Consider the following 19464-nt stretch of genomic DNA (forward strand, 5'->3'; position numbering starts at 1 on the left):
CTATTTAATTTTTAATTTTTAATTTACTTTTATCTCGGCATATCAGGAAGTCTCCAACCGTCACGATAAGTATGTTTCACTAATTCAGCAGCAAACTGTTTCGCATTAATCGGATCAGTCCATGTCTTATCAAATGTCGGATGACCATCATGAATCTTGAATCCGTCTTTGATAACGGTACGGATCGTTTCGTTATCACCGATATTCGTAAAGCACATGTTAGCTCCATCCCATTCAAGAGTCTTATTCAGCGCTTGCAAACGAATAGCCAATACACCCATTGCTACCATTTCATTCATGGGTCCGGCTTCTGAGAAATCAGACTTAGTCATGATACGGTTAGATTTATTTTCTTTACATGCACGTACCCAGTCCATCTCGTGCCCACCGTTCATAGCATTAGGAACACGACGACAAACTTTTGGCGCATTTGGTTTACGACCAGAAAGCAACCAAGGATTCTGTCCATAACATCCGCAAATCAAAGTATCTTTCGTTCCGTGGAAAATAGTCAAACCACCACCACTCTGCATCAGTTGTTTTCCTTCCGGGAATCCTTTCGGACGTTCAGGCATCATACCGCCATCGTACCAATGTACTTCCACTTCAGGCATAGCTACTTTCGGCATATTTTCACGAGCAGGGAAAATCATTTTCACATGCTGTGCCTGCGGAGCACAAGCATTCAACAATAAAGTAGATGATCCTTCCACTTTGGTAGGATATTGCAATTTCAATGCTCTAAACGGCTGATGCAAAATATGGCAAGCCATATCACCTAATGCACCTGTTCCGTAATCCCACCATCCACGCCAGTTCCAAGGATGATAAATAGCATTGTAAGGATTCATTTTAGCAGGACCTGTAAACAAATCCCAATTCAATGTACTAGGAATACGATCTACACCTTCAGGAACATTCAATCCTTGCGGCCAAATAGGACGGTCTGTTGCACATTCCACCTTAGTTATATCACCGATTTCACCATTCCAAATCCATTCGCATACCAAATCCGTACCTTCGTCTGATGAACCCTGATTACCCATCTGAGTAACAACACCTGTTGAAGCAGCTAAATTTGTCAATAAACGAGATTCATAAACAGAGTGGGTCAACGGCTTCTGACAGTACACGTGTTTTCCCATTGTCATTGCATCAGCAGTGATGATAGCATGAGTATGGTCGGCAGTTGCAATAATCACACCATCGATAGATTTACCCATTTCTTCATACATCTTACGATAGTCCCAGTATTTTTTAGCCTTGGGGAATTCGTCGAACACACCTTTTGCATACTTCCAATCCACATCACAAAGAGCCACAATATTTTCAGTGCCCTTCACGTGATTAATATTGGCATGTCCCATACCACCAATACCCACGGCTGCAAGATTCAGTTTGTCAGTAGGCGAAATATGCCCGTGGCTCATACCTAAAATAGTACTGGGAGCAATAGTAATGCCTGCTAAAGCAGCAGCCCCCGTTTTGAGAAACTTTCTCCTCGAAATGTTTGACATGATTTTATTTATTTAAGGGTTAATAATCTTTGGAAGGTTGCCATGCAACAATCCATATCCATTTTTCATGTTTCTTCTTCGCTCGCGTATTTGCTCCAGAGTGCGCAAATTACCAATAGCGGGCAAATCGTGTTTGCGTGTGTCTTTCAAGAATGTCCACGCATATTCGGATGCAATGGCCGAATCGCGCATAGACGGTAAGCGGGAATTGCGCTTTCCGGTTTCTACCGAATCAGCAAACAGGTCACACAACACGTCTATATTCTTGCCACCGAAAGGTTTCTCCACACGAATGGTCTGATTGACACCGTGCAGATCAACAACAGCGGTATTGAAATCATGCGTCATACGCACAACTCCTTTGGTACCTATAATATCCACATACGAATTATGTGTCTGGTCTTTAGATAATTGTCCATAAACAAAGCCCTGAGTAATATCGAAGACTACGCCATTTTGGAAAGTTCCGTGACATTGTACCCACCAAGGATCTTTATAATTCCACATATTCACTCCCTGCGCATTCCATGTTCTATAATCACAGCCTGCATACCAACGGGTAATATCGACGTAGTGCATTCCACAATCATGGAAAGCAGGTCCCTCGTACTCATGACCTTCGCCCGGTGCCAAACCGGGAGTCATGTGGCAAATACGGATAATAGCCAGTTCTCCGATTTCTCCCTGCTCGATATACTCTTTCATCAGATTATGATACCAGGAATTCCGCAGATACAAGTTTACTGCAGAAATGAGGTTGGTGTTTTCTGTCATCTCCACGACCTTCCACTCATTTTCCATGGTATCTGAAATAGGTTTTTCTGAAATAATGTGTTTGCCGTAGCGAATAGCTTTTTCTATTTGTTCCATCCGTGAGTCGGCCAAAGTGAAAAGACCGACTACCTGTACACTTTCATCCTCAAAAATTTTTTGATTATCTTCTACTATAAGAGATTCAGGAGATAACTTCTTAGCCAATTGACGTGATTCCGGATCAGTATCGCAAATATAAGCAATATTCCATCGCCCACTTTTTGTCATCGCTTCCCAATAGAATCTTCCCATTCTACCAAAACCGATAATTCCAACTTTAATTCTCGTGTCTACTGAAGATTGCGTGTTCATAATAAAACATAGTGAATTTAAGTACAAATAATAGATAAAGTATCAATTTTCACCATCAAGCTGATGAGTAAAAAACTGATATTGCAAATCTAGCCAAATAAATAACGGCTTATTTGACTTACACTACTTTATGTAGATAGTAAATTAACATTTTACACTATTAATCAAGCACTTAACACTTTAAGTATATCAAAAAAATGTAGATGATTTGGAAAGGAGGTCAGCAGTAAAATAACAATTATGTCTCTTGTGTTGAACTAATTTTCATAATTTCGTTCTCAAATTCATCTCTGTCGACAGCAGCTTTATTTCTCATCTTCGTACGATAATTATAAACCGTACTTGTAGAGCACCGAAGGAAGTTCGCTATCTTCCCACTATCCGTAATACCCAAACGTAATAAAGCATAAATACGAAGTTCCCTATTCAATAAAGCATCCGGCTTCAAAATAATCTTCTCTTCATCTTTCAACAAAGCATTAAAATCAGAAACAAAAGTAGGATATAAACCTAAAAAGACCTTATCAAAACGGGCATACAGTGCACTAAGCTCTTCATCAATAAGCGCAGACGACTTCAGCTTCTTAATCAACTCGTCATAGTACTTATTAATAGCTATTTTATACAGCATATTCTGATACTTTTCCATTTTGTGGATATAGCTAAAGCACACATCGAAGAATTCAGCTATATAATATTCCTTTATGCCATTAATTTCACACAATTGATTATTGGTGTCATTCAGCTGGCTGTTCATACTATTCAGTTTATTGTTCAGCCGCAGAAGTTCCTCATTACTCTGCGCCAATGCCTGCTTTATTTTCAACGTTTTCTTCATCTGAATATAGATGAAAACAACGAGCAGAATCAAAAGAAAAAGGATAATACTTGTAGAAATAAGAAAAGTAGTCAGATGCGATCTCGATTTAGCCTGTTCCGCCTGATAGGCAGTATTGATAATCGAATTGAATTTATAGATTTCGATTGCACGAAAATGAATACCGGAAGAAATTACATCATCAATAGCGGACTGTGTAAATTTAAAAGCATCGGCCAGATTCTTCTCTTCGTATTGTATCAACGCAAGAGATTGAAGAGAGGCATTTTCACGCGTTGCATTCCGGGTATCGGCAATCGCCGACAACATCAGATATTTCTTTTCCTCATCATATTTCTTCTGATGATGACACAATCTGGAATACGAATGAGTAATCATGGCATAATTAGGCGTTCCCACCTCCTCGATATCCAACAATTCCTTAAAAATTTCCTTCGATTTTAAGGTATCACGCCAGATATAATAAGAAGCTTGTGACATCCGGTAATCCCAGGAAGTATGATCTATGAGAGCAAACAGTGAATCCTGATAAGCAGATTGTTGCTTTCCATACAGATTGTTGGCAACAGAAATGGAGTAATGCCCCCAGAAACTGGAGTAAGTCTGATAATAGTCTATTAATAAATCTTTTGGAAGTTCTGACGTCTTTATACTTTTCAAAATAATCTCAGCTTCGCGGAATCTGCCACACATCGAATACAAAAGACTAAGATTTAAAGACGACTGGTTGGTGAAATAAGGTTTATTCAACTGGTGGGAAATCTCGATATTACGATCGACATAATGAATAGCAGAATCAATATGAAATTTTTTATACTCGCTATATAACCGTAAATTGATTCTATACTCCCCTTCAAGAGTCAAACCGGGACTTTTCAACATACATTTTATCCGGTTTATCCTCTCCTCTTTCTTTTGAACATAGACATGTTTCTCATCTATCACTCTACGCAAAGAATCCGTCAATAGTTTCAACTCATCATTCGCATAAAGGACACTGCCAATTCCCAAAGCAATCAGCAGAAGCAAAAACCTCTTCTTCAGAAAACAACAGTTGAATTTCATAATAGTAATAGCAAAGATAACAAAAAAAAGCGATTCATCCATTCAGAACAAATCGCTTTTTGTATATGAAGTAAATTTGCTCTTATTCAGCAACTACTTCGAAAGGAATTTCTACCGAAACTTCCTTGTGAAGTTTAACAATAGCCTTATAGCTACCAACTTCTTTCACAGCGTCTTTTACAACGATGATCTTTCTGTCAACTTCATGACCCAGCTTAGACAATGCCTCAGCAATCTGGATGTTACCAACAGAACCGAAGATAGTACCGGTTGAGCTAACTTTAGTTGCAATAGTCAAAGAAACGCCTTCCAACTTAGCAGCCATAGCCTCAGCATCTTTCTTGATTTTCTCAAGTTTGTGAGCGCGCTGTTTCAGTTCTTCAGCCAACATTTTCTTTGCAGAAGGAGAAGCGATGACAGCTTTTCCAGTCGGGATCAGATAATTACGACCGTATCCGGATTTCACGTTTACGATATCGTTCTTATAACCCAAGTTTACTACGTCTTCTTTCAATATAATTTCCATACTTTTCCTCCTTCTTATTTCATCATGTCAGTTACATAAGGCAGCAATGCCAAGTGACGAGCTCTCTTCACAGCCTGCGCGATACGACGTTGGAACTTCAAAGAAGTACCTGTAATACGACGCGGAAGGATTTTTCCTTGTTCATTCAAGAATTTCTTCAAGAATTCAGGATCTTTGTAGTCGATATACCTAATACCACTCTTTTTGAAACGGCAGTATTTTTTCTTCTTAACATCTACTGACGGCGGAGTCAAATATCTGATTTCTGATTGAACTTGTTGTGCCATGATTAATCCTCCTTTTTGTTTGATTTAACACTTCTTCTTTTTGCAGCGTATTCAGCAGCATACTTATCCATCTTGAAAGTCAAGAAACGGATTACGCGTTCATCACGACGGAAATTAAGTTCCAGCTTGTCAATTACAGTAGGATCTGCATTGAACTCAATCAGTTGGTAAAAACCTGTAGACTTCTTCTGAATTGGGTAAGCCAATTTCTTCAGTCCCCAGTTTTCTTCATTGATAATCTCAGCACCTTCAGCTTGAAGAACGCCTTTGAATTTTTCTACCGCTTCCTTCATCTGAACGTCAGACAAAACGGGAGTTAAAATGAAAACGGTTTCGTATTGATTCATACTTCGTTTAATTAAATAAATAAATTATTTGATTTTAAATGCGGGTGCAAAGTTAGACATTTTATTTTGAACTACAAATATTTAATCTTTTTTTGTATCCGAAGATAGGATTTATCCGGGAAGTGACTTACCTTTGCAAAGTTGTTTAAACAATAATTTCATGATAGAGCAATTTAATTTCGATATCCGGCTTATATTCGCCATACTAAATGGCAAAGTTTCCGCGGCAATCAACCGGAAACTGTACCGTAACTTCCGTCAGAACGGACTGGAAATCAGTCCGGAACAATGGACGGTACTCATTTTTCTGTGGGAAAAAGACGGTGTTACACAACAAGAGTTGTGTAATGCAACTTTTAAAGACAAACCCAGCATGACCCGTTTGATAGACAATATGGAACGGCAGCATCTCGTTGTGCGCATTTCCGATAAAAAAGACCGCCGTACCAATTTAATCCACCTGACTAAAGACGGAAAAGAACTGGAAGAAAAAGCACGCGTTATTGCCGGCCAGACTCTGAAAGAGGCTCTTCATGGCATCACTCTCGACGAATTGAGCATTGGTCAGGAGGTACTGAAAAAGGTATTCTATAATACGAAAGATTAAGCAGAAGAACAGAACTTAAAATCATAAAATCCACTAAATCGTGCATTTATAATGGAATTTTTATCCAAATAATTTCGCCCGTTAAAGAATTATGCTTTAATTTGTGACTGGAATATTATAATCTATTAAAATACACACGCATGAAAGGCTTATTAAAGAACTTAGGATTGATATTAATCTTGGCCGGAGTAGTCATCCTGTTGGCTTGTTCCTTTACAGGAAATGTAAACAACAACGCCATCCTGGGTACTTCAGTAGTACTTGTAGTACTGGGACTCATTTCTTATATTATTATTAATAAGAAAATCGCAGATTAATTTCGCAGAAATCAATAAAAAATCCCGGAAACGAATGTTTCCGGGATTTTTTATTTGTAGTCATCTCAAATGCGATTATTAAGATTCAACTTCCGGGGTAATCAGCTTATAGCCTTTTCCGTGGATATTGATAATCTCGATAGAATCATCTTCTTTCAGATGCTTACGCAGTTTCGTGATATACACGTCCATACTACGGGCATTGAAATAGTTATCGTCGATCCAGATTGTTTTCAAAGCAAAGTCACGTTGCAAAATCTCATTTGCATGTGCACAAAGCAATCCGAGCAGTTCAGATTCTTTGGTAGTCAGTTTAGTCTGTTTGCCTTCTGACGACAGAATTTGTTTCTGTGTATCGAAAGTAAACTTACCAATCTTATAGATATTGCTTTCTTTGTTCTTCTTTCCACGAACACGTCTCAAGATTGCTTCAATTCTGAACGTCAATTCTTCCATACTAAACGGTTTAGTGATATAATCATCCGCACCGATTTTAAATCCTTCCAGGATATCTTCTTTCAGCGTTTTAGCAGTCAGGAAGATAATAGGTATTTCAGCATTTGCTGCACGGACATCCTGTGCCAGTGTGAAGCCATCTTTTTTAGGCATCATTACGTCGAACACGCACAAGTCATATTTATTCTTCAAGAAAGCCTTATAACCGGCTTCTCCATCAGGATATAACTCAGCAGAATAACCTTTTGCCTGTAGATATTCTCTTAAAAGCATGCCAAGATTTTCGTCATCCTCGCATAATAAAATACGCAGTTTCTCGTCCATATCAATTATTTTTTAATAAAGGTAATGCAATAATAAATTTAGTTCCCACGTTCAGGTCACTTTCCGCCCGGATGGTTCCCTTATGATCCAATATAATCTTCCTCACATAAGCCAATCCCAGTCCAAAGCCCTTCACATCGTGCAGATTACCCGTATGTACACGATAGAACTTTTCAAATATTTTTTTCAGGTTCTCCTTCTTGATACCAATACCGTTATCCTGTATCGAAATCATCAGTTTACCCGACTCATTCCACGTTCTCACTTTCAGCTCCAGATCCTCTTCCGGTTTCTTGTATTTCACCGCGTTATCCATCAGATTAAAGATTACATTTGTAATATGCATCTCATCTGCAAATATAACAGGATCGGTAGCCTCAAGGTTCGATGTTATCTTACCATTATATCGTTCCACTTTCAGAGCAAAGGTATTGACAACACCTGCAATCAATTCATTCGCATCGATCTCCTTCATCTTCAAAGTTGCCTTCTGACGTTCGAACATCGACATCTGGAGCACCTTTTCCACCTGGAAGCGCAAGCGCTTGGTTTCATCATTAATCACTCCCGATATATGTTGGAACATCTGCGGTGATTTTCCTACCGCGGGATCTTTCAACATCTGTGCTGCCAATGAAATGGTAGATATCGGTGTTTTAAATTCGTGCGTCATATTATTGATAAAGTCATTCTTCATTTCCGTCAGTTTCTTTTGCCGGAATACGATATAAATCGTAAAGATGAATGTCACTAACAATACCAGCGTAAATATCAGCGACGGAATCATGAAACTGATTGAGTCAAAGATATAATCTTTCTTACCCGGAAAGTGCACTTTCAATATGCTCATTTTCGCAGGCGGATCATTCTTGAACAATGCCTGCTGATAAGCGTCTTCACTTCCCTTTGCGTCATAATCCGCACAACGATAGACTTCCCTACCATCTTTGTCAATCACCGTAAAGTGATAAGGCAAGTCTATACTATTATTATATAAGCTCGATTTCAGATAGTCATCCAGTTCTTTGAACCGTACTCTGTCTCCAATCGATTTGTCACTCCCCCGATAAATCATCTGCCAGGCCACTTCATCGAGTAACGCCCGTTGATACATATACCGGTTCTTGATGGCTTCCACTAATGAACGCGAAGTTTCCGGAATGGTCTTTGTTCCCCTGTAAGGAGAAATCATAGCCTTTGGAAGCTCGGAGGGCTTAGTGGTCATCACTTTCAGCTCAAAATCCGAATATACCTTTCCATCCTTAGACTTCACCGTGAACCGTTGCGTTTGCTGAATCAAGTTGTCTTGTTGTATGGAAGCGTTATTCGCAATCAGTGCTTTTCTTTCCGCTTCTGAAATATCTTCGATCAACCAACGTCTAGTCTCTGCATATTCCACATCCTTGGAAACCTGATCCAGGCTATTGCGTACAGCCGAATCAAACTGTTCCTTACGGGTTTTCATCATTTCCTCGATATAACTAACCTGCAAATACAGCAGACTAAGGAAGGAAAGCCCCATTACAATACCTAATATCCAAATTGTTGACTTCTTCATAGCAACAAAATTAACACTCCCTAATTAACACTCCTAATGCATTAACTTGATTTAACCGGAACTTCCCGGAAATTAACCGTAAGGAGCTATTTAGGTTGTATTCTGATTACTACAACAATAAAAGCCCTCCTTTGGTTTGCAAATTTAATAAAAAATTAAATCTTTTCCTTGCGTTTTTCCATCTTTATTAATCATAGTTAAACAAAAACTGTCCCCTTTTACTTAAAAAAGGGAACAGTTTTAACGTTTAAGTTGATAGTCTATAAGCAACAGATAGTAAATAACGAATATGATAATAAGTTTTCCATCAACTATCACATATCATCTATCAACTATCATTTATCTTTATTCTTCAATTTGTTTAGCTTCAAAATCCTTCATCAACTTATCCTGAACATCTGTCGGAACAAGCTCATAACTAGAGAACTTCATAATAAACGAAGCACGTCCGCCGGTGAGTGAGCTAAGAGCAGTGGAGTAAGAAGACATTTCTTTCAAAGGTACTTTAGCAACCAGTTTCTCAAAACCTTTTTCGCTACTCATACCCATAATCATAGCACGACGTCCCTGAAGATCTCCCATTACATCTCCCATCCTATCAGACGGAACAAACACTTCTACATCATAAATCGGTTCCAGAATTTTCGGACCGGCATTCTTGAAGGCTTCACTAAAGGCATTACGTCCGGCAAGCATAAAGGAGATTTCATTAGAATCTACCGGATGCATCTTACCATCGTAAACAATGACACGCACGTCACGAGCATACGAACCCGTCAACGGACCTTGCTCCATACGAGACATAATACCTTTCATAATAGCAGGCAGGAAGCGTGCATCGATAGAACCACCGACAATACTGTTGATAAACACCAGTTTACCACCCCATTCCAATGGTATCTCTTCCGTACCTCTCACGGTAATCTTAAATTCCTGTCCATTGAACTTATACGTATCGGGCACAGGCATACCTTCTTTATAAGGTTCTACAATCAGGTGAACTTCACCAAACTGACCGGCACCACCGGATTGTTTCTTATGACGATAGTCAGCGCGAGCGGCTTTTGTAATTGTTTCACGATACGGAATCTTCGGTTCTTCGTACTTCACCGGAAGTTTTTCGTTGTTTTCCAAACGCCATTTCAATGTACGAAGATGGAATTCTCCCTGTCCGTGTACCAAAGTCTGCTTCAACTCCTTTGACTGTTCGATCACCCAGGTAGGATCTTCTTCACGCATACGGTTCAGAATACTCATCATCTTTTCCACATCCGCTTCATTCACCGGCTTGATGGCACGAGTATATTTAGAATTCGGATATTTGATAAAGTTGAATTTATAGTCGCAATCCTTACCGTTCAGTGTATTACCGGTTTTCACATCTTTCAGTTTCACAGCAGCACCGATATCACCTGCTTGCAGCTCTTCCACCTTGACGCGGTTACCACCGGCTACCACATAAATTTGCGCAATACGTTCCTTCGAACCACGGTCGGCATTCAGCAAGTCGTCTCCTTCATGAACTTTACCGCTCATTACCTTAAAATAGGAAACTTCACCGATATGCGGCTCCACGCTGGTCTTGAAGAAGTAAAGAGATTCCGGTCCGTTACTATCCGGAGCCACCTCTTTACCTTCGGTATTCTGCACCTTCGGCATTTCAGAAACAAAAGGAACAACGTTACCCAAGAATTCCATCAAGCGGCGAACGCCCATATCCTTACCTCCACAAACGCAAAATACAGGGAACATACCTCTGGCGACCAATCCCTTACGGATACCTTCGCGCATTTCATCTTCTGTAAGAGAATCTTGTTCAAAAAATTTCTCCATCAGATTTTCATCATTCTCGGCAGCAGCTTCTACCAATGCTTTGTGCATCTCCATAGCCTTATCCATTTCTTCTGCCGGAATATCTTCGATGGTCGGAGCCCCTCCTTCGGGTTTCCACGAATATTTCTTCATCAACAGCACGTCGATCAGCGCATTAAAGCCCGGACCGGTAGCTATTGGATATTGAATAGGAACAACCTTAGAGCCATAAGCCTCTTTCAACTGTTCGAGGATATTATCATAATCGCATTTTTCATTATCAAGCTGGTTGACTAGAAAAATAACAGGTTTATTCAGCTTTTCTGTATAACGGAAGTGATTTTGCGTACCGACTTCGACGCCGTATTGGCCATTAAGAAGAATGATTGCTGTGTCGGTCACATTTAGTGCAGTTACTGTACTGCCTACGAAGTCGTCCGATCCCGGACAGTCAATAATATTAAGTTTTTTATTATTCCATTCTACATGGAGAACGGTGGAGAAAACGGAGTAACCATACTCTTGTTCAACAGGGAAATAATCGCTAACAGTATTCTTTGCAGCAACAGATCCGCGACGTTTTATAACACCACTCTCGAAAAGCATCGCTTCCACGAGAGTGGTTTTCCCAGAGCCAGAACTTCCCAACAAGGCAATGTTCTTGATTTCATTAGTCTGATATACTTTCATAATATATAAGATTTTAGTAATTACTCAGTATGTTTCTCACATACCATTAATTTTGTGATGCGCAAATTAGGGATTAATTGGGGGAAAAGCAACACTTATGACGGTGTTACTAAACAATGTTATGTAACACATCTTTAACATAAACATTTTTTGCTTGCTCATAATTTAATTTCTATACGAACCACCATTCAATAGTATATATGCATATAATATTTAGACTGCACAAACGGATTGTTCAGCACCCGGGTCTCAGGCATACCGACACCCGGGTGTCAGACAACTTATCTATGCAACGCCTCATAAGAATGATTTCAGTCAATAAGATTTTTTGTTATATCTGATAATAATCTTACTTTTACAGCCACTAAACTCAAACGGCACAACTATGGCAGGTATCTATCTTCATATTCCTTTTTGTAAAACACGGTGCATCTACTGCGATTTCTACTCAACCACCCGTAGCGAGCTCAAAACCCGTTATGTACGAGCACTTTGCCAGGAGTTAGCCATGCGGAAAGACTACCTGAAAAGAGAAGATATAGAAACCGTTTATTTCGGTGGCGGAACCCCGTCTCAATTGGAAAAAGAAGATTTCGAACAGATATTTGATACGATCCGGACACATTACGGATTAAGCCATTGGCAGGAAATCACATTGGAAGCCAATCCCGACGATCTGACAAGTGAATATCTGAAAATGCTTTCTTCGCTCCCTTTCAATCGCATCAGCATGGGAATACAGACTTTTGACGATCCCACTCTCAAACTATTGAAACGTCGTCACAATGCCCGTACAGCTATCGAAGCTGTTCACAGATGTCGGGAAGCCGGTTTTCAAAATATAAGCATCGATCTCATCTACGGATTACCGGGAGAAACCAAAGAACGATGGGAGAATGATCTTCGTCAGGCTGTCAGTCTGAACGTGGAGCACATTTCCGCTTATCATCTGATTTACGAGGAAGATACACCTATATATAATATGTTAAAACAGCATCAGATATCGGAGGTGGACGAAGATTCCAGTTTAGATTTTTTCACGTTACTGATAGAGCATCTGCAGAAAGCGGGATTTGAACATTATGAAATTTCGAATTTCTGCCGTCCGGACAAGTACTCCCGCCACAACAGTTCTTACTGGAAAGGAATACCTTATCTGGGGTGCGGACCGTCGGCACATTCTTTTGACGGGATGACACGGGAATGGAATGTTTCTTCCATCGATACATATATAAAAGGTATAGAGGAAGACAGCCGTGCTTTTGAAATAGAGTATCTGGACCAGACGACCCGCTACAATGAATTTATAATCACTACCATACGTACAGTATGGGGAACACCTATAGAAAAGCTAAAACAGATGTTCGGCAATGAGATGTGGGAGTATTGCCAGAGAATGGCTGCGCCTTATCTGAAAAATGGGAAACTGGAAGAACACGACGGAGCCTTACGCTTGACTCGTGAAGGTATTTTCATCTCCGACAGTATAATGAGTGATTTACTTTGGGTAGATTAACAAAACAAACGGCAAGCCGATGACCGAATCAGAAGTTAGAAAGTTATTGCGGCAAATGAAAGAACTGGATTCGCAAACTGCTTTCCGGAACTTTTACAATATGACTTACGACCGCCTCTTCCGCATTGCCTACTACTATGTGAAACAGGAAGAATGGTCGCAGGAAATCGTTCTCGACGTATTTCTGAAACTATGGAAACAACGTAGCAATCTACTTGATGTGAGAAACATCGAAGATTATTGTTTCATTCTCGTCAAGAATGCTTCGCTCAATTATCTGGAAAAAGAATTAAAACACACTTACATTCATCCCGATTCTCTGCCGGAGCCACAGGAACAGAGCTATTCGCCGGAAGAATCACTCATCAGTGAAGAATTGTTTGCTCTTTACGTAAAAGCACTCGACCGGCTTCCGGAGCGTTGCAGGGAAGTATTCATTCGCATCCGTGAAGAAAAACAGAGTTACGCACAGGTAGCGGAGGAATTAGGTATCAGCACGAATACAGTGGACGCACAACTTCAGAAAGCAATCACACGACTCAAAGAGATGATTAGCCGGGCAGAAATAGATTAACAATTATTTAGAAAAGGAGCGTAGGGAGTTTCTGTCAACCTCCGGTCTTTATCAACAAATAAATCAATCACCTAAAAGACAGAAAAAATGAAAAAGCTAAATGACGCAATCATTAGAATCTTTGCCTTTCTATCAGTTTGTCTGTGCCTGTTTTCATGCAACAATGATAACGACAATTTCCCGAAGGACTATGCAGGATTCGAACATTCGAAGGAAACAATAGAATGTGAAAGCGGTAAATCCGAATGTGAGTTGAAAATTAAAATTGTTGCAACGGAAAAAACGAAAGAAGACCGGACGGTAATACTTGCTACGCCCACTCTTTTAGCAGGACAAGCGGCAGTCGTACAGCTGACAGAAAAAAAAATAATCATCAAAGCGGGTAAGAAGTCGGCTACGACTATTCTAAAAATCTATCCTAAACAGATGATATTGAAGAAGCAGAATATCACTTTATCCTGTACTCCCCAGTGGAAAGAAGGCGGAATCAGTAAGTTGACCATTCTGTTGATACGAAAATAACAGATCAAGAGTAATACGGAAAAAACTATGAAATTTACCGATACGGAATTAGAAGAAATACTGTACAAGCTCGTCGCTTCCACGCGTTCACCGCGAGGACGGTTTTCAGCAACAGCCAGTTACCCGAAGCTGGAGAAAAGACTGAAGTCACATACCCGGCGTCTGATGCTGATACGTACCTTCTCGGCAGCAGCGGCAGCAGCTCTACTTTGCCTATCGACGTGGACAGCCTATTTATATATACAACCAACCACCATACAAACGATTTCCACCTTGGCAGAGACACGCACGGTCTGTCTTCCCGATGGCAGTACAGTGACACTCAACCATTATTCTTCACTTTCTTATCCGGAAAAGTTTAAATCGGACAAGCGGGAAGTGGAACTCAATGGGGAGGCTTATTTTGAAGTAAGCAAGAAGAAAGAACATCCGTTTATCGTGCAGACTGAAACAATCGACGTTCAGGTATTGGGAACCCATTTCAATGTAGATGCATATCCTGACAATCCGGATGTAAAGACAACGTTATTGTCCGGCTCGGTAGCAGTCAGCAATAAAAGCAAGTCTGTTCGTATGATTTTGAAGCCTAACGAGATTGCTATATATAATAAGGTGGAAGAAAAACTCACTCGTAAAGTTCTAGCAAATGCAGAAGACGAAATTTCCTGGCGACAGGGAGAATTTATATTCGATGATCTGCCTTTGCAGGAAATTGCCCGCGAACTGTCCAACTCATTCGGAACGACTATCCATATAGCCGACACAACTTTGCAAAATTACCGGATCACAGCACGATTCCGCAATGGAGAAGATCTGGAGACTATTTTATCTGTATTACATAACGCCGGTTATTTCAACTACTCATTAAACAATAAACAGATTATTATTACTACTAAACCAGACTTAAAATGAAAACTATTCACCAAGGCCACCTGCCTGTCAGAACCATTGTTCTGATAGGTATGGTGTTCTTTATCACCGCCCAGGTACACGCACAAAACGCAAATGCCCGGCTTACATTAACACTACGAAATGTGACATTGAAGGAATTCACCAAAATAATTGAAAACTCAACCGGTTATTCCTTTATATACAGCGAAGAAATCAATATCAAACATAGAATCAACCTGAAAGTTAAAGAAAAGCCCCTGCACGAGATACTTGATATTGTATTCAAGGATGAAACAATCAGTTACCAGTTCTCCGACCGCTATATCCTGCTACAAAAAAAGAAAAAAACTAAAAACGTAAGCCGCAAGTTTACCATCAGCGGATATGTCACTGACGGAACGTCCTCCGAGACGTTGATTGGAACAAATATCTTTGAGAGTCATCAGAATCAGGGAACTACCACCAATCCTTACGGTTTTTACAGCATCACTCTACCTGAAGGAGAGACCAGCCTGCATTTTTCCTATTTAGGCTATGCCACAGAAGTTTGTCAGTTCATTCTCTCGCAGGATACATTGATGAATATACGTATGCAAGGAAATACGCAATTGCAGGAAGTTGTTGTTGTCTCGGACCGAGCGGAAGCAGGAGCCATGGCTACACAGATGGGGTCTATTGAAATCCCTATAACACAAATTAAAAGTACTCCGAGCATACTGGGAGAAGCTGATGTCATGAAAGCTATCCAGCTCATACCTGGCGTACAGGCAGGTGTAGACGGTTCTGCGGGATTGTATATACGTGGCGGTAGTCCCGACCAAAACCTAATCTTGCTGGATGGAGTTCCGGTATACAATGTAGATCACATGTTCGGATTCTTCTCGGTTTTTACTCCCGAAGCAGTCAAGAAAGTGATGCTATTCAAAAGTTCTTTTCCGGCACGCTTTGGCGGTCGGCTTTCTTCGGTAATCGATGTCCGTACTAATGATGGAGATATGCAAAAGTACCACGGTATGCTTAGTATCGGATTATTGACCAGCAAGTTCAATCTGGAAGGTCCTATTGTGAAGGGGAAAACATCCTTTAATATCTCTGCCCGACGCTCCTATCTTGATTTACTTGCCAAACCATTCATGCCCGACGACGAAAAATACAGCTATTATTTTTATGACGTGAATGCCAAAATCAACCATAAGTTTTCCGACCGTAGCCGTCTCTTCTTAAGCATATACAATGGTAAAGACCACTTCGCCACTAAATTTGACGAAAACACCGACAATGAAGACGGTTCTAAAATGAACTGGGGAAACACCATTGCCTCTGCCCGGTGGAACTATATATTCAACAACCGACTGTTCAGCAACACAACAGTCGCCTTCAACAATTACGAGCTTGGCATCCATTCATACATGACCAATCAATTCTTCGGATCAACCGAAAATAAAGTCAACAGATATTCCGCTGACTACCGTTCCGGCATTCAAGACTGGAGCTATAAGATAGACTTCGATTTCAACCCCAGCCCTATCCATCGCATAAAGTTCGGCACAGAATATATATACCATATCTTCCGCCCGGAAGTCATGACATCCAAAATTTCAGATCATACCAGCAAACAGGTCGGACAGGAGAAAACATACTACAGCATAAACAACAACCCTCTATACGCACATGAAATATCAGCTTATGCGGAAGATAATTTCAGACTCAACACACGTTTCCGGCTGAATATGGGCGCCCATCTTTCTTTATTTCATGTACAGAATAAAAGCTACTTTTCCTTTCAGCCACGCATATCCGCCCGTTATCAGTTGGTGAAGGATATTGCCCTGAAAACATCTTATACTCAAATGAGCCAGTACGTACATCTGCTTTCATCCATGCCCATCAGTATGCCGACTGATTTATGGGTCCCTGTAACCCCAAAAATCAAACCTATGCAATCCCACCAGTTTTCCCTAGGCGGATATTATACGGGAATCAAAGGCTGGGAATTTTCGGCAGAAGGGTATTATAAGGCTATGCGCAATGTGCTGGAATACAAAGACGGAGTCAGTTTCTTCGGCACTTCGGCAGGCTGGGAAAACAAAGTGGAGATGGGAAAAGGGCGTTCGATGGGCATTGAACTTATGGCACAAAAGACTGTCGGCAAGACTACAGGATGGCTATCCTATACCCTTTCTAAAAGTGACCGCAAATTCGCCAAAGGCGGCATTAACAACGGAGAACGGTTTCCGTACAAGTACGACCGCCGTCACAGCATTAACCTGACGGTCAACCACCAGTTCAACGACCGCATCGACATCGGGGTTTCCTGGGCGTTCTACACAGGGGGAACAAGTACTATTCCCGAAGAAAAAACAGCAATTATCCGTCCTAACGACGGTATAAACAACGGTTCGGGCGGAGGATGGATAATCCCTTACGAACCCAGCTTTACCAATACATCTCCCACTATCGGAGAAACTAACTACGTGGAGCACCGGAACAACTTTCGCCTACCTGCAAGCCACCGGCTCAATATCGGCATCAATTTCAATAAAAAAACCAAGCATGGGATACGAACTTGGAATATCAGTCTATACAATGTGTATAACGCGATGAATCCGGCATGGATTTACCGAGCTCACAATGAACAAGGAAAAGGTGTCATCAAGAAATATACATTATTACCTATAATACCCTCGTTTACTTATACTTATAAATTCTAAACCGACAATGAAAACTTTTATACACTATTTATCCGTACTGATTGCAACATTAATAATCGTTTCGTGTGAGAATGAGCTTCCTTTCAGCATCAAGGACAATCCGCCCAAATTAGTAATGAATGCACTGATTAATGCTGAAAGCCAGGCAAATCTTCTTTTCCTCAACTTCACAGGAAAGGACGCTACAACTCATATCCAAAATGCAACGATAGAGGTACGCGTCAACGGACAACTGACAGAAAGCCTGCGTCCCCTTCCACCGAAACAGGAAGGAGATCCGCAATGCCGCTTCAACATTACAAGCAAATTTACTCCCGGTGACGTGGTACGTATCGATGCACTTACTGATGACGGGAAATATCATGCGTGGGCAGAAGTAACGGTTCCTCAACGTCCTGCCGAAATAGAAAACATCGACACTCTTACCGTTCCAATGTTGGAGTATGGTCACATAAGAAAATATCTTCGTTACCGGATAACCCTCAAAGACCGTCCCAATGAAACTAATTATTATCGCATTGTGATGGACAAACAAACTACTTTACGGAAATATAATTATGAAGAAGAGGGAAAAGGCGAGTACATCTTTTGGACAAAGCACAGTTACTCATTCATCGGACGCGAAGACATTGTGCTGACAGACGGGCAACCGTCTACCGGACAAGATGAGGATAACGGATTATTTGACACGGCAAGGAATATCTATGGGGTATTCGATGACTCCCGGTTTAAAAACACATCTTATACAATGACAGTATATAATAGTACACACGTCGAAACTGCCAGCGAAGAGGGATTTTTTCATCAAATGGACATCATTATCCACTTAAGAAGCATCACGGAAGTAGAATATTATTATCTGAAAGCGCTTAACCTTGTGGACTCTGACATTTATGACGAGACAATCGATGAACCAATCAAATATCCCAGCAATGTACATGGAGGAACCGGAATGATAGGAATCTCAACAGAGGTCAGCAAAAAAATTGAAATAGAAACACCACAACGATGGTAACCAATCGTATATTATGCATATTTGTCTTACTCCCACTGTTCTGTTCCTGCCGAAGCAGCCGGAGTATGCTAAGAGAGATACAAGCCTTAAAATCCAGCTTGTATTACGAGCTCACTTCTCCTATCTATCAGGAGAAAGCAGACCAAACCGTATATCTGGACTTCATCGACTATTCCAACATGGATTATTACACGAGCGTGAAACGAAAAAAGTCTGCGTATATACCGTTACTGTTATATAACTACGAAGGTGAGCTTTTCCATCTCCGGTTAGGAGAGTCTTCGCTCACCCAACTCTATCGGGAATTTCTGACGGAGGCACTGCTTACCGAATGTAACAGTAGCACCTGCTACCATCTGATAGATAATCAGAAAGGGAAAATAATTCCCGATTCCGCCTATCGGCTGGAAGTAAAAATCAGAAAGAATGAGACGTATGGCAGAATCAAACTCAACCAGTCAAGCATCCCTTGGTTTGAGGGAGAAATGTTGGAGGTTGTCAATAACAAAATTCGCCCGGCAACTTCCAGTCTTGCCATTTCTATCCGCCTCACTCAAAAGGAAGATTGTCTGCTTGACAAAACTTACTCTACAGAATATCAGCAAACTACAAAAGCGCAAAGATTCGAAGATTCACCGTCCGCCAATGCCGCTTGCCTGGATGATATGACCGAATGTTTGTCAATGGCTACGAAAGAAATCGTGGAGGAGATTAGTCGGGATATACATTTAATACTATCTTTGCAGCCAAAAAGCAGGCACTAACT

18 protein-coding genes are annotated in these 19464 nt (G+C 40.7%); 9 read left to right on the forward strand and 9 right to left on the reverse strand.

What is annotated here, in order from left to right; all coding sequences use genetic code 11:
- Positions 1–29 precede the first annotated feature (29 nt).
- The 6 genes from NXV01_RS00075 to rpsF form a co-directional block, all read right to left on the reverse strand.
- Positions 30–1517: a Gfo/Idh/MocA family oxidoreductase gene (locus tag NXV01_RS00075; RefSeq protein ID WP_074559144.1), complete on the reverse strand. Its 1488-nt coding sequence runs from the start codon at positions 1515–1517 to the stop codon at positions 30–32.
- Positions 1518–1529: 12 nt separating this feature from the next.
- Positions 1530–2642: a Gfo/Idh/MocA family protein gene (locus tag NXV01_RS00080; protein WP_074559145.1), complete on the reverse strand. Its 1113-nt coding sequence runs from the start codon at positions 2640–2642 to the stop codon at positions 1530–1532.
- 238 nt (positions 2643–2880) lie between these two features.
- Positions 2881–4545 carry a DUF6377 domain-containing protein gene (locus NXV01_RS00085; RefSeq protein ID WP_148365222.1) on the reverse strand — a complete coding sequence of 555 codons (1665 nt, stop codon included), beginning with the start codon at positions 4543–4545 and terminating at the stop codon, positions 2881–2883.
- Between the two features lie 82 nt (positions 4546–4627).
- A complete protein-coding gene (gene rplI / locus NXV01_RS00090; protein WP_004299330.1) occupies positions 4628–5071 on the reverse strand; it encodes a 50S ribosomal protein L9 in 444 nt (147 codons plus the stop codon).
- A 14-nt stretch (positions 5072–5085) separates the two neighbouring features.
- Positions 5086–5358, reverse strand: a complete 273-nt coding sequence (gene rpsR / locus NXV01_RS00095) for a 30S ribosomal protein S18 (RefSeq protein WP_002562536.1) — start codon at positions 5356–5358, stop codon at positions 5086–5088.
- Between the two features lie 2 nt (positions 5359–5360).
- The gene (rpsF, locus tag NXV01_RS00100; protein WP_004306610.1) at positions 5361–5705 is read right to left on the reverse strand and encodes a 30S ribosomal protein S6; all 345 of its coding nucleotides are present in this window, start codon (positions 5703–5705) and stop codon (positions 5361–5363) included.
- Between the two features lie 160 nt (positions 5706–5865).
- On the opposite strand from rpsF, the gene NXV01_RS00105 reads away from it, so the two are divergent.
- Complete coding sequence (locus NXV01_RS00105) at positions 5866–6312, forward strand: MarR family winged helix-turn-helix transcriptional regulator (RefSeq protein ID WP_004299328.1); 447 nt, start codon at positions 5866–5868, stop codon at positions 6310–6312.
- Between the two features lie 140 nt (positions 6313–6452).
- Positions 6453–6629, forward strand: coding sequence for a hypothetical protein (locus NXV01_RS00110; protein ID WP_167511779.1), 177 nt, complete (start codon positions 6453–6455; stop codon positions 6627–6629).
- Between the two features lie 78 nt (positions 6630–6707).
- Here NXV01_RS00110 and NXV01_RS00115 read toward each other — a convergent pair whose 3' ends face one another.
- The 3 genes from NXV01_RS00115 to NXV01_RS00125 all read right to left on the reverse strand — a co-directional run bounded on the left by NXV01_RS00115 (position 6708) and on the right by NXV01_RS00125 (position 11469).
- Positions 6708–7409: a response regulator transcription factor gene (locus NXV01_RS00115; RefSeq protein WP_004299326.1), complete on the reverse strand. Its 702-nt coding sequence runs from the start codon at positions 7407–7409 to the stop codon at positions 6708–6710.
- A gap of 1 nt (position 7410) precedes the next feature.
- Complete coding sequence (locus tag NXV01_RS00120) at positions 7411–8967, reverse strand: sensor histidine kinase KdpD (protein WP_074559146.1); 1557 nt, start codon at positions 8965–8967, stop codon at positions 7411–7413.
- Positions 8968–9312: 345 nt separating this feature from the next.
- On the reverse strand, positions 9313–11469 hold the full coding sequence (locus NXV01_RS00125; RefSeq protein ID WP_074559147.1) for a translation factor GTPase family protein: 2157 nt from the start codon (positions 11467–11469) through the stop codon (positions 9313–9315).
- A gap of 385 nt (positions 11470–11854) precedes the next feature.
- Between NXV01_RS00125 and hemW the strand changes: the two genes are divergently transcribed.
- From hemW to NXV01_RS00160, 7 genes are all read left to right on the forward strand, one after another.
- Positions 11855–12985 carry a radical SAM family heme chaperone HemW gene (gene hemW / locus NXV01_RS00130; RefSeq protein ID WP_258978252.1) on the forward strand — a complete coding sequence of 377 codons (1131 nt, stop codon included), beginning with the start codon at positions 11855–11857 and terminating at the stop codon, positions 12983–12985.
- A 19-nt stretch (positions 12986–13004) separates the two neighbouring features.
- The gene (locus NXV01_RS00135; protein ID WP_074559149.1) at positions 13005–13559 is read left to right on the forward strand and encodes an RNA polymerase sigma-70 factor; all 555 of its coding nucleotides are present in this window, start codon (positions 13005–13007) and stop codon (positions 13557–13559) included.
- Between the two features lie 87 nt (positions 13560–13646).
- Positions 13647–14081, forward strand: a complete 435-nt coding sequence (locus tag NXV01_RS00140; protein ID WP_148365224.1) for a hypothetical protein — start codon at positions 13647–13649, stop codon at positions 14079–14081.
- Between the two features lie 27 nt (positions 14082–14108).
- Entirely contained in the window at positions 14109–14993 is an 885-nt protein-coding gene (locus tag NXV01_RS00145; protein WP_258978257.1) for a FecR family protein, read from the forward strand.
- Positions 14990–17683: a TonB-dependent receptor gene (locus tag NXV01_RS00150; protein ID WP_259021495.1), complete on the forward strand. Its 2694-nt coding sequence runs from the start codon at positions 14990–14992 to the stop codon at positions 17681–17683. The genes NXV01_RS00145 and NXV01_RS00150 overlap by 4 nt, the downstream gene beginning before the upstream one ends.
- A 7-nt stretch (positions 17684–17690) precedes the next feature.
- Entirely contained in the window at positions 17691–18698 is a 1008-nt protein-coding gene (locus NXV01_RS00155) for a DUF4249 domain-containing protein (RefSeq protein ID WP_259021496.1), read from the forward strand.
- A gap of 65 nt (positions 18699–18763) precedes the next feature.
- Positions 18764–19462 carry a hypothetical protein gene (locus NXV01_RS00160; RefSeq protein WP_234132427.1) on the forward strand — a complete coding sequence of 233 codons (699 nt, stop codon included), beginning with the start codon at positions 18764–18766 and terminating at the stop codon, positions 19460–19462.
- Positions 19463–19464: the final 2 nt, after the last annotated feature.

Source organism: Bacteroides sp. BFG-606 (assembly GCF_024788145.1).
GTDB lineage: Bacteria > Bacteroidota > Bacteroidia > Bacteroidales > Bacteroidaceae > Bacteroides > Bacteroides vicugnae.

Excerpts from the sequence above, each read along its gene's own strand:
- NXV01_RS00075 (WP_074559144.1), bottom strand. The coding sequence starts at position 1,517 with ATGTCAAACATTTCGAGGAGAAAGTTTCTCAAAACGGGGGCTGCTGCT.
- NXV01_RS00080 (WP_074559145.1), bottom strand. The coding sequence starts at position 2,642 with ATGAACACGCAATCTTCAGTAGACACGAGAATTAAAGTTGGAATTATC.
- NXV01_RS00085 (WP_148365222.1), bottom strand. The coding sequence starts at position 4,545 with ATGAAATTCAACTGTTGTTTTCTGAAGAAGAGGTTTTTGCTTCTGCTG.
- rplI (WP_004299330.1), bottom strand. The coding sequence starts at position 5,071 with ATGGAAATTATATTGAAAGAAGACGTAGTAAACTTGGGTTATAAGAAC.
- rpsR (WP_002562536.1), bottom strand. The coding sequence starts at position 5,358 with ATGGCACAACAAGTTCAATCAGAAATCAGATATTTGACTCCGCCGTCA.
- rpsF (WP_004306610.1), bottom strand. The coding sequence starts at position 5,705 with ATGAATCAATACGAAACCGTTTTCATTTTAACTCCCGTTTTGTCTGAC.
- NXV01_RS00105 (WP_004299328.1), top strand. The coding sequence starts at position 5,866 with ATGATAGAGCAATTTAATTTCGATATCCGGCTTATATTCGCCATACTA.
- NXV01_RS00110 (WP_167511779.1), top strand. The coding sequence starts at position 6,453 with ATGAAAGGCTTATTAAAGAACTTAGGATTGATATTAATCTTGGCCGGA.
- NXV01_RS00115 (WP_004299326.1), bottom strand. The coding sequence starts at position 7,409 with ATGGACGAGAAACTGCGTATTTTATTATGCGAGGATGACGAAAATCTT.
- NXV01_RS00120 (WP_074559146.1), bottom strand. The coding sequence starts at position 8,967 with ATGAAGAAGTCAACAATTTGGATATTAGGTATTGTAATGGGGCTTTCC.
- NXV01_RS00125 (WP_074559147.1), bottom strand. The coding sequence starts at position 11,469 with ATGAAAGTATATCAGACTAATGAAATCAAGAACATTGCCTTGTTGGGA.
- hemW (WP_258978252.1), top strand. The coding sequence starts at position 11,855 with ATGGCAGGTATCTATCTTCATATTCCTTTTTGTAAAACACGGTGCATC.
- NXV01_RS00135 (WP_074559149.1), top strand. The coding sequence starts at position 13,005 with ATGACCGAATCAGAAGTTAGAAAGTTATTGCGGCAAATGAAAGAACTG.
- NXV01_RS00140 (WP_148365224.1), top strand. The coding sequence starts at position 13,647 with ATGAAAAAGCTAAATGACGCAATCATTAGAATCTTTGCCTTTCTATCA.
- NXV01_RS00145 (WP_258978257.1), top strand. The coding sequence starts at position 14,109 with ATGAAATTTACCGATACGGAATTAGAAGAAATACTGTACAAGCTCGTC.
- NXV01_RS00150 (WP_259021495.1), top strand. The coding sequence starts at position 14,990 with ATGAAAACTATTCACCAAGGCCACCTGCCTGTCAGAACCATTGTTCTG.
- NXV01_RS00155 (WP_259021496.1), top strand. The coding sequence starts at position 17,691 with ATGAAAACTTTTATACACTATTTATCCGTACTGATTGCAACATTAATA.
- NXV01_RS00160 (WP_234132427.1), top strand. The coding sequence starts at position 18,764 with ATGCTAAGAGAGATACAAGCCTTAAAATCCAGCTTGTATTACGAGCTC.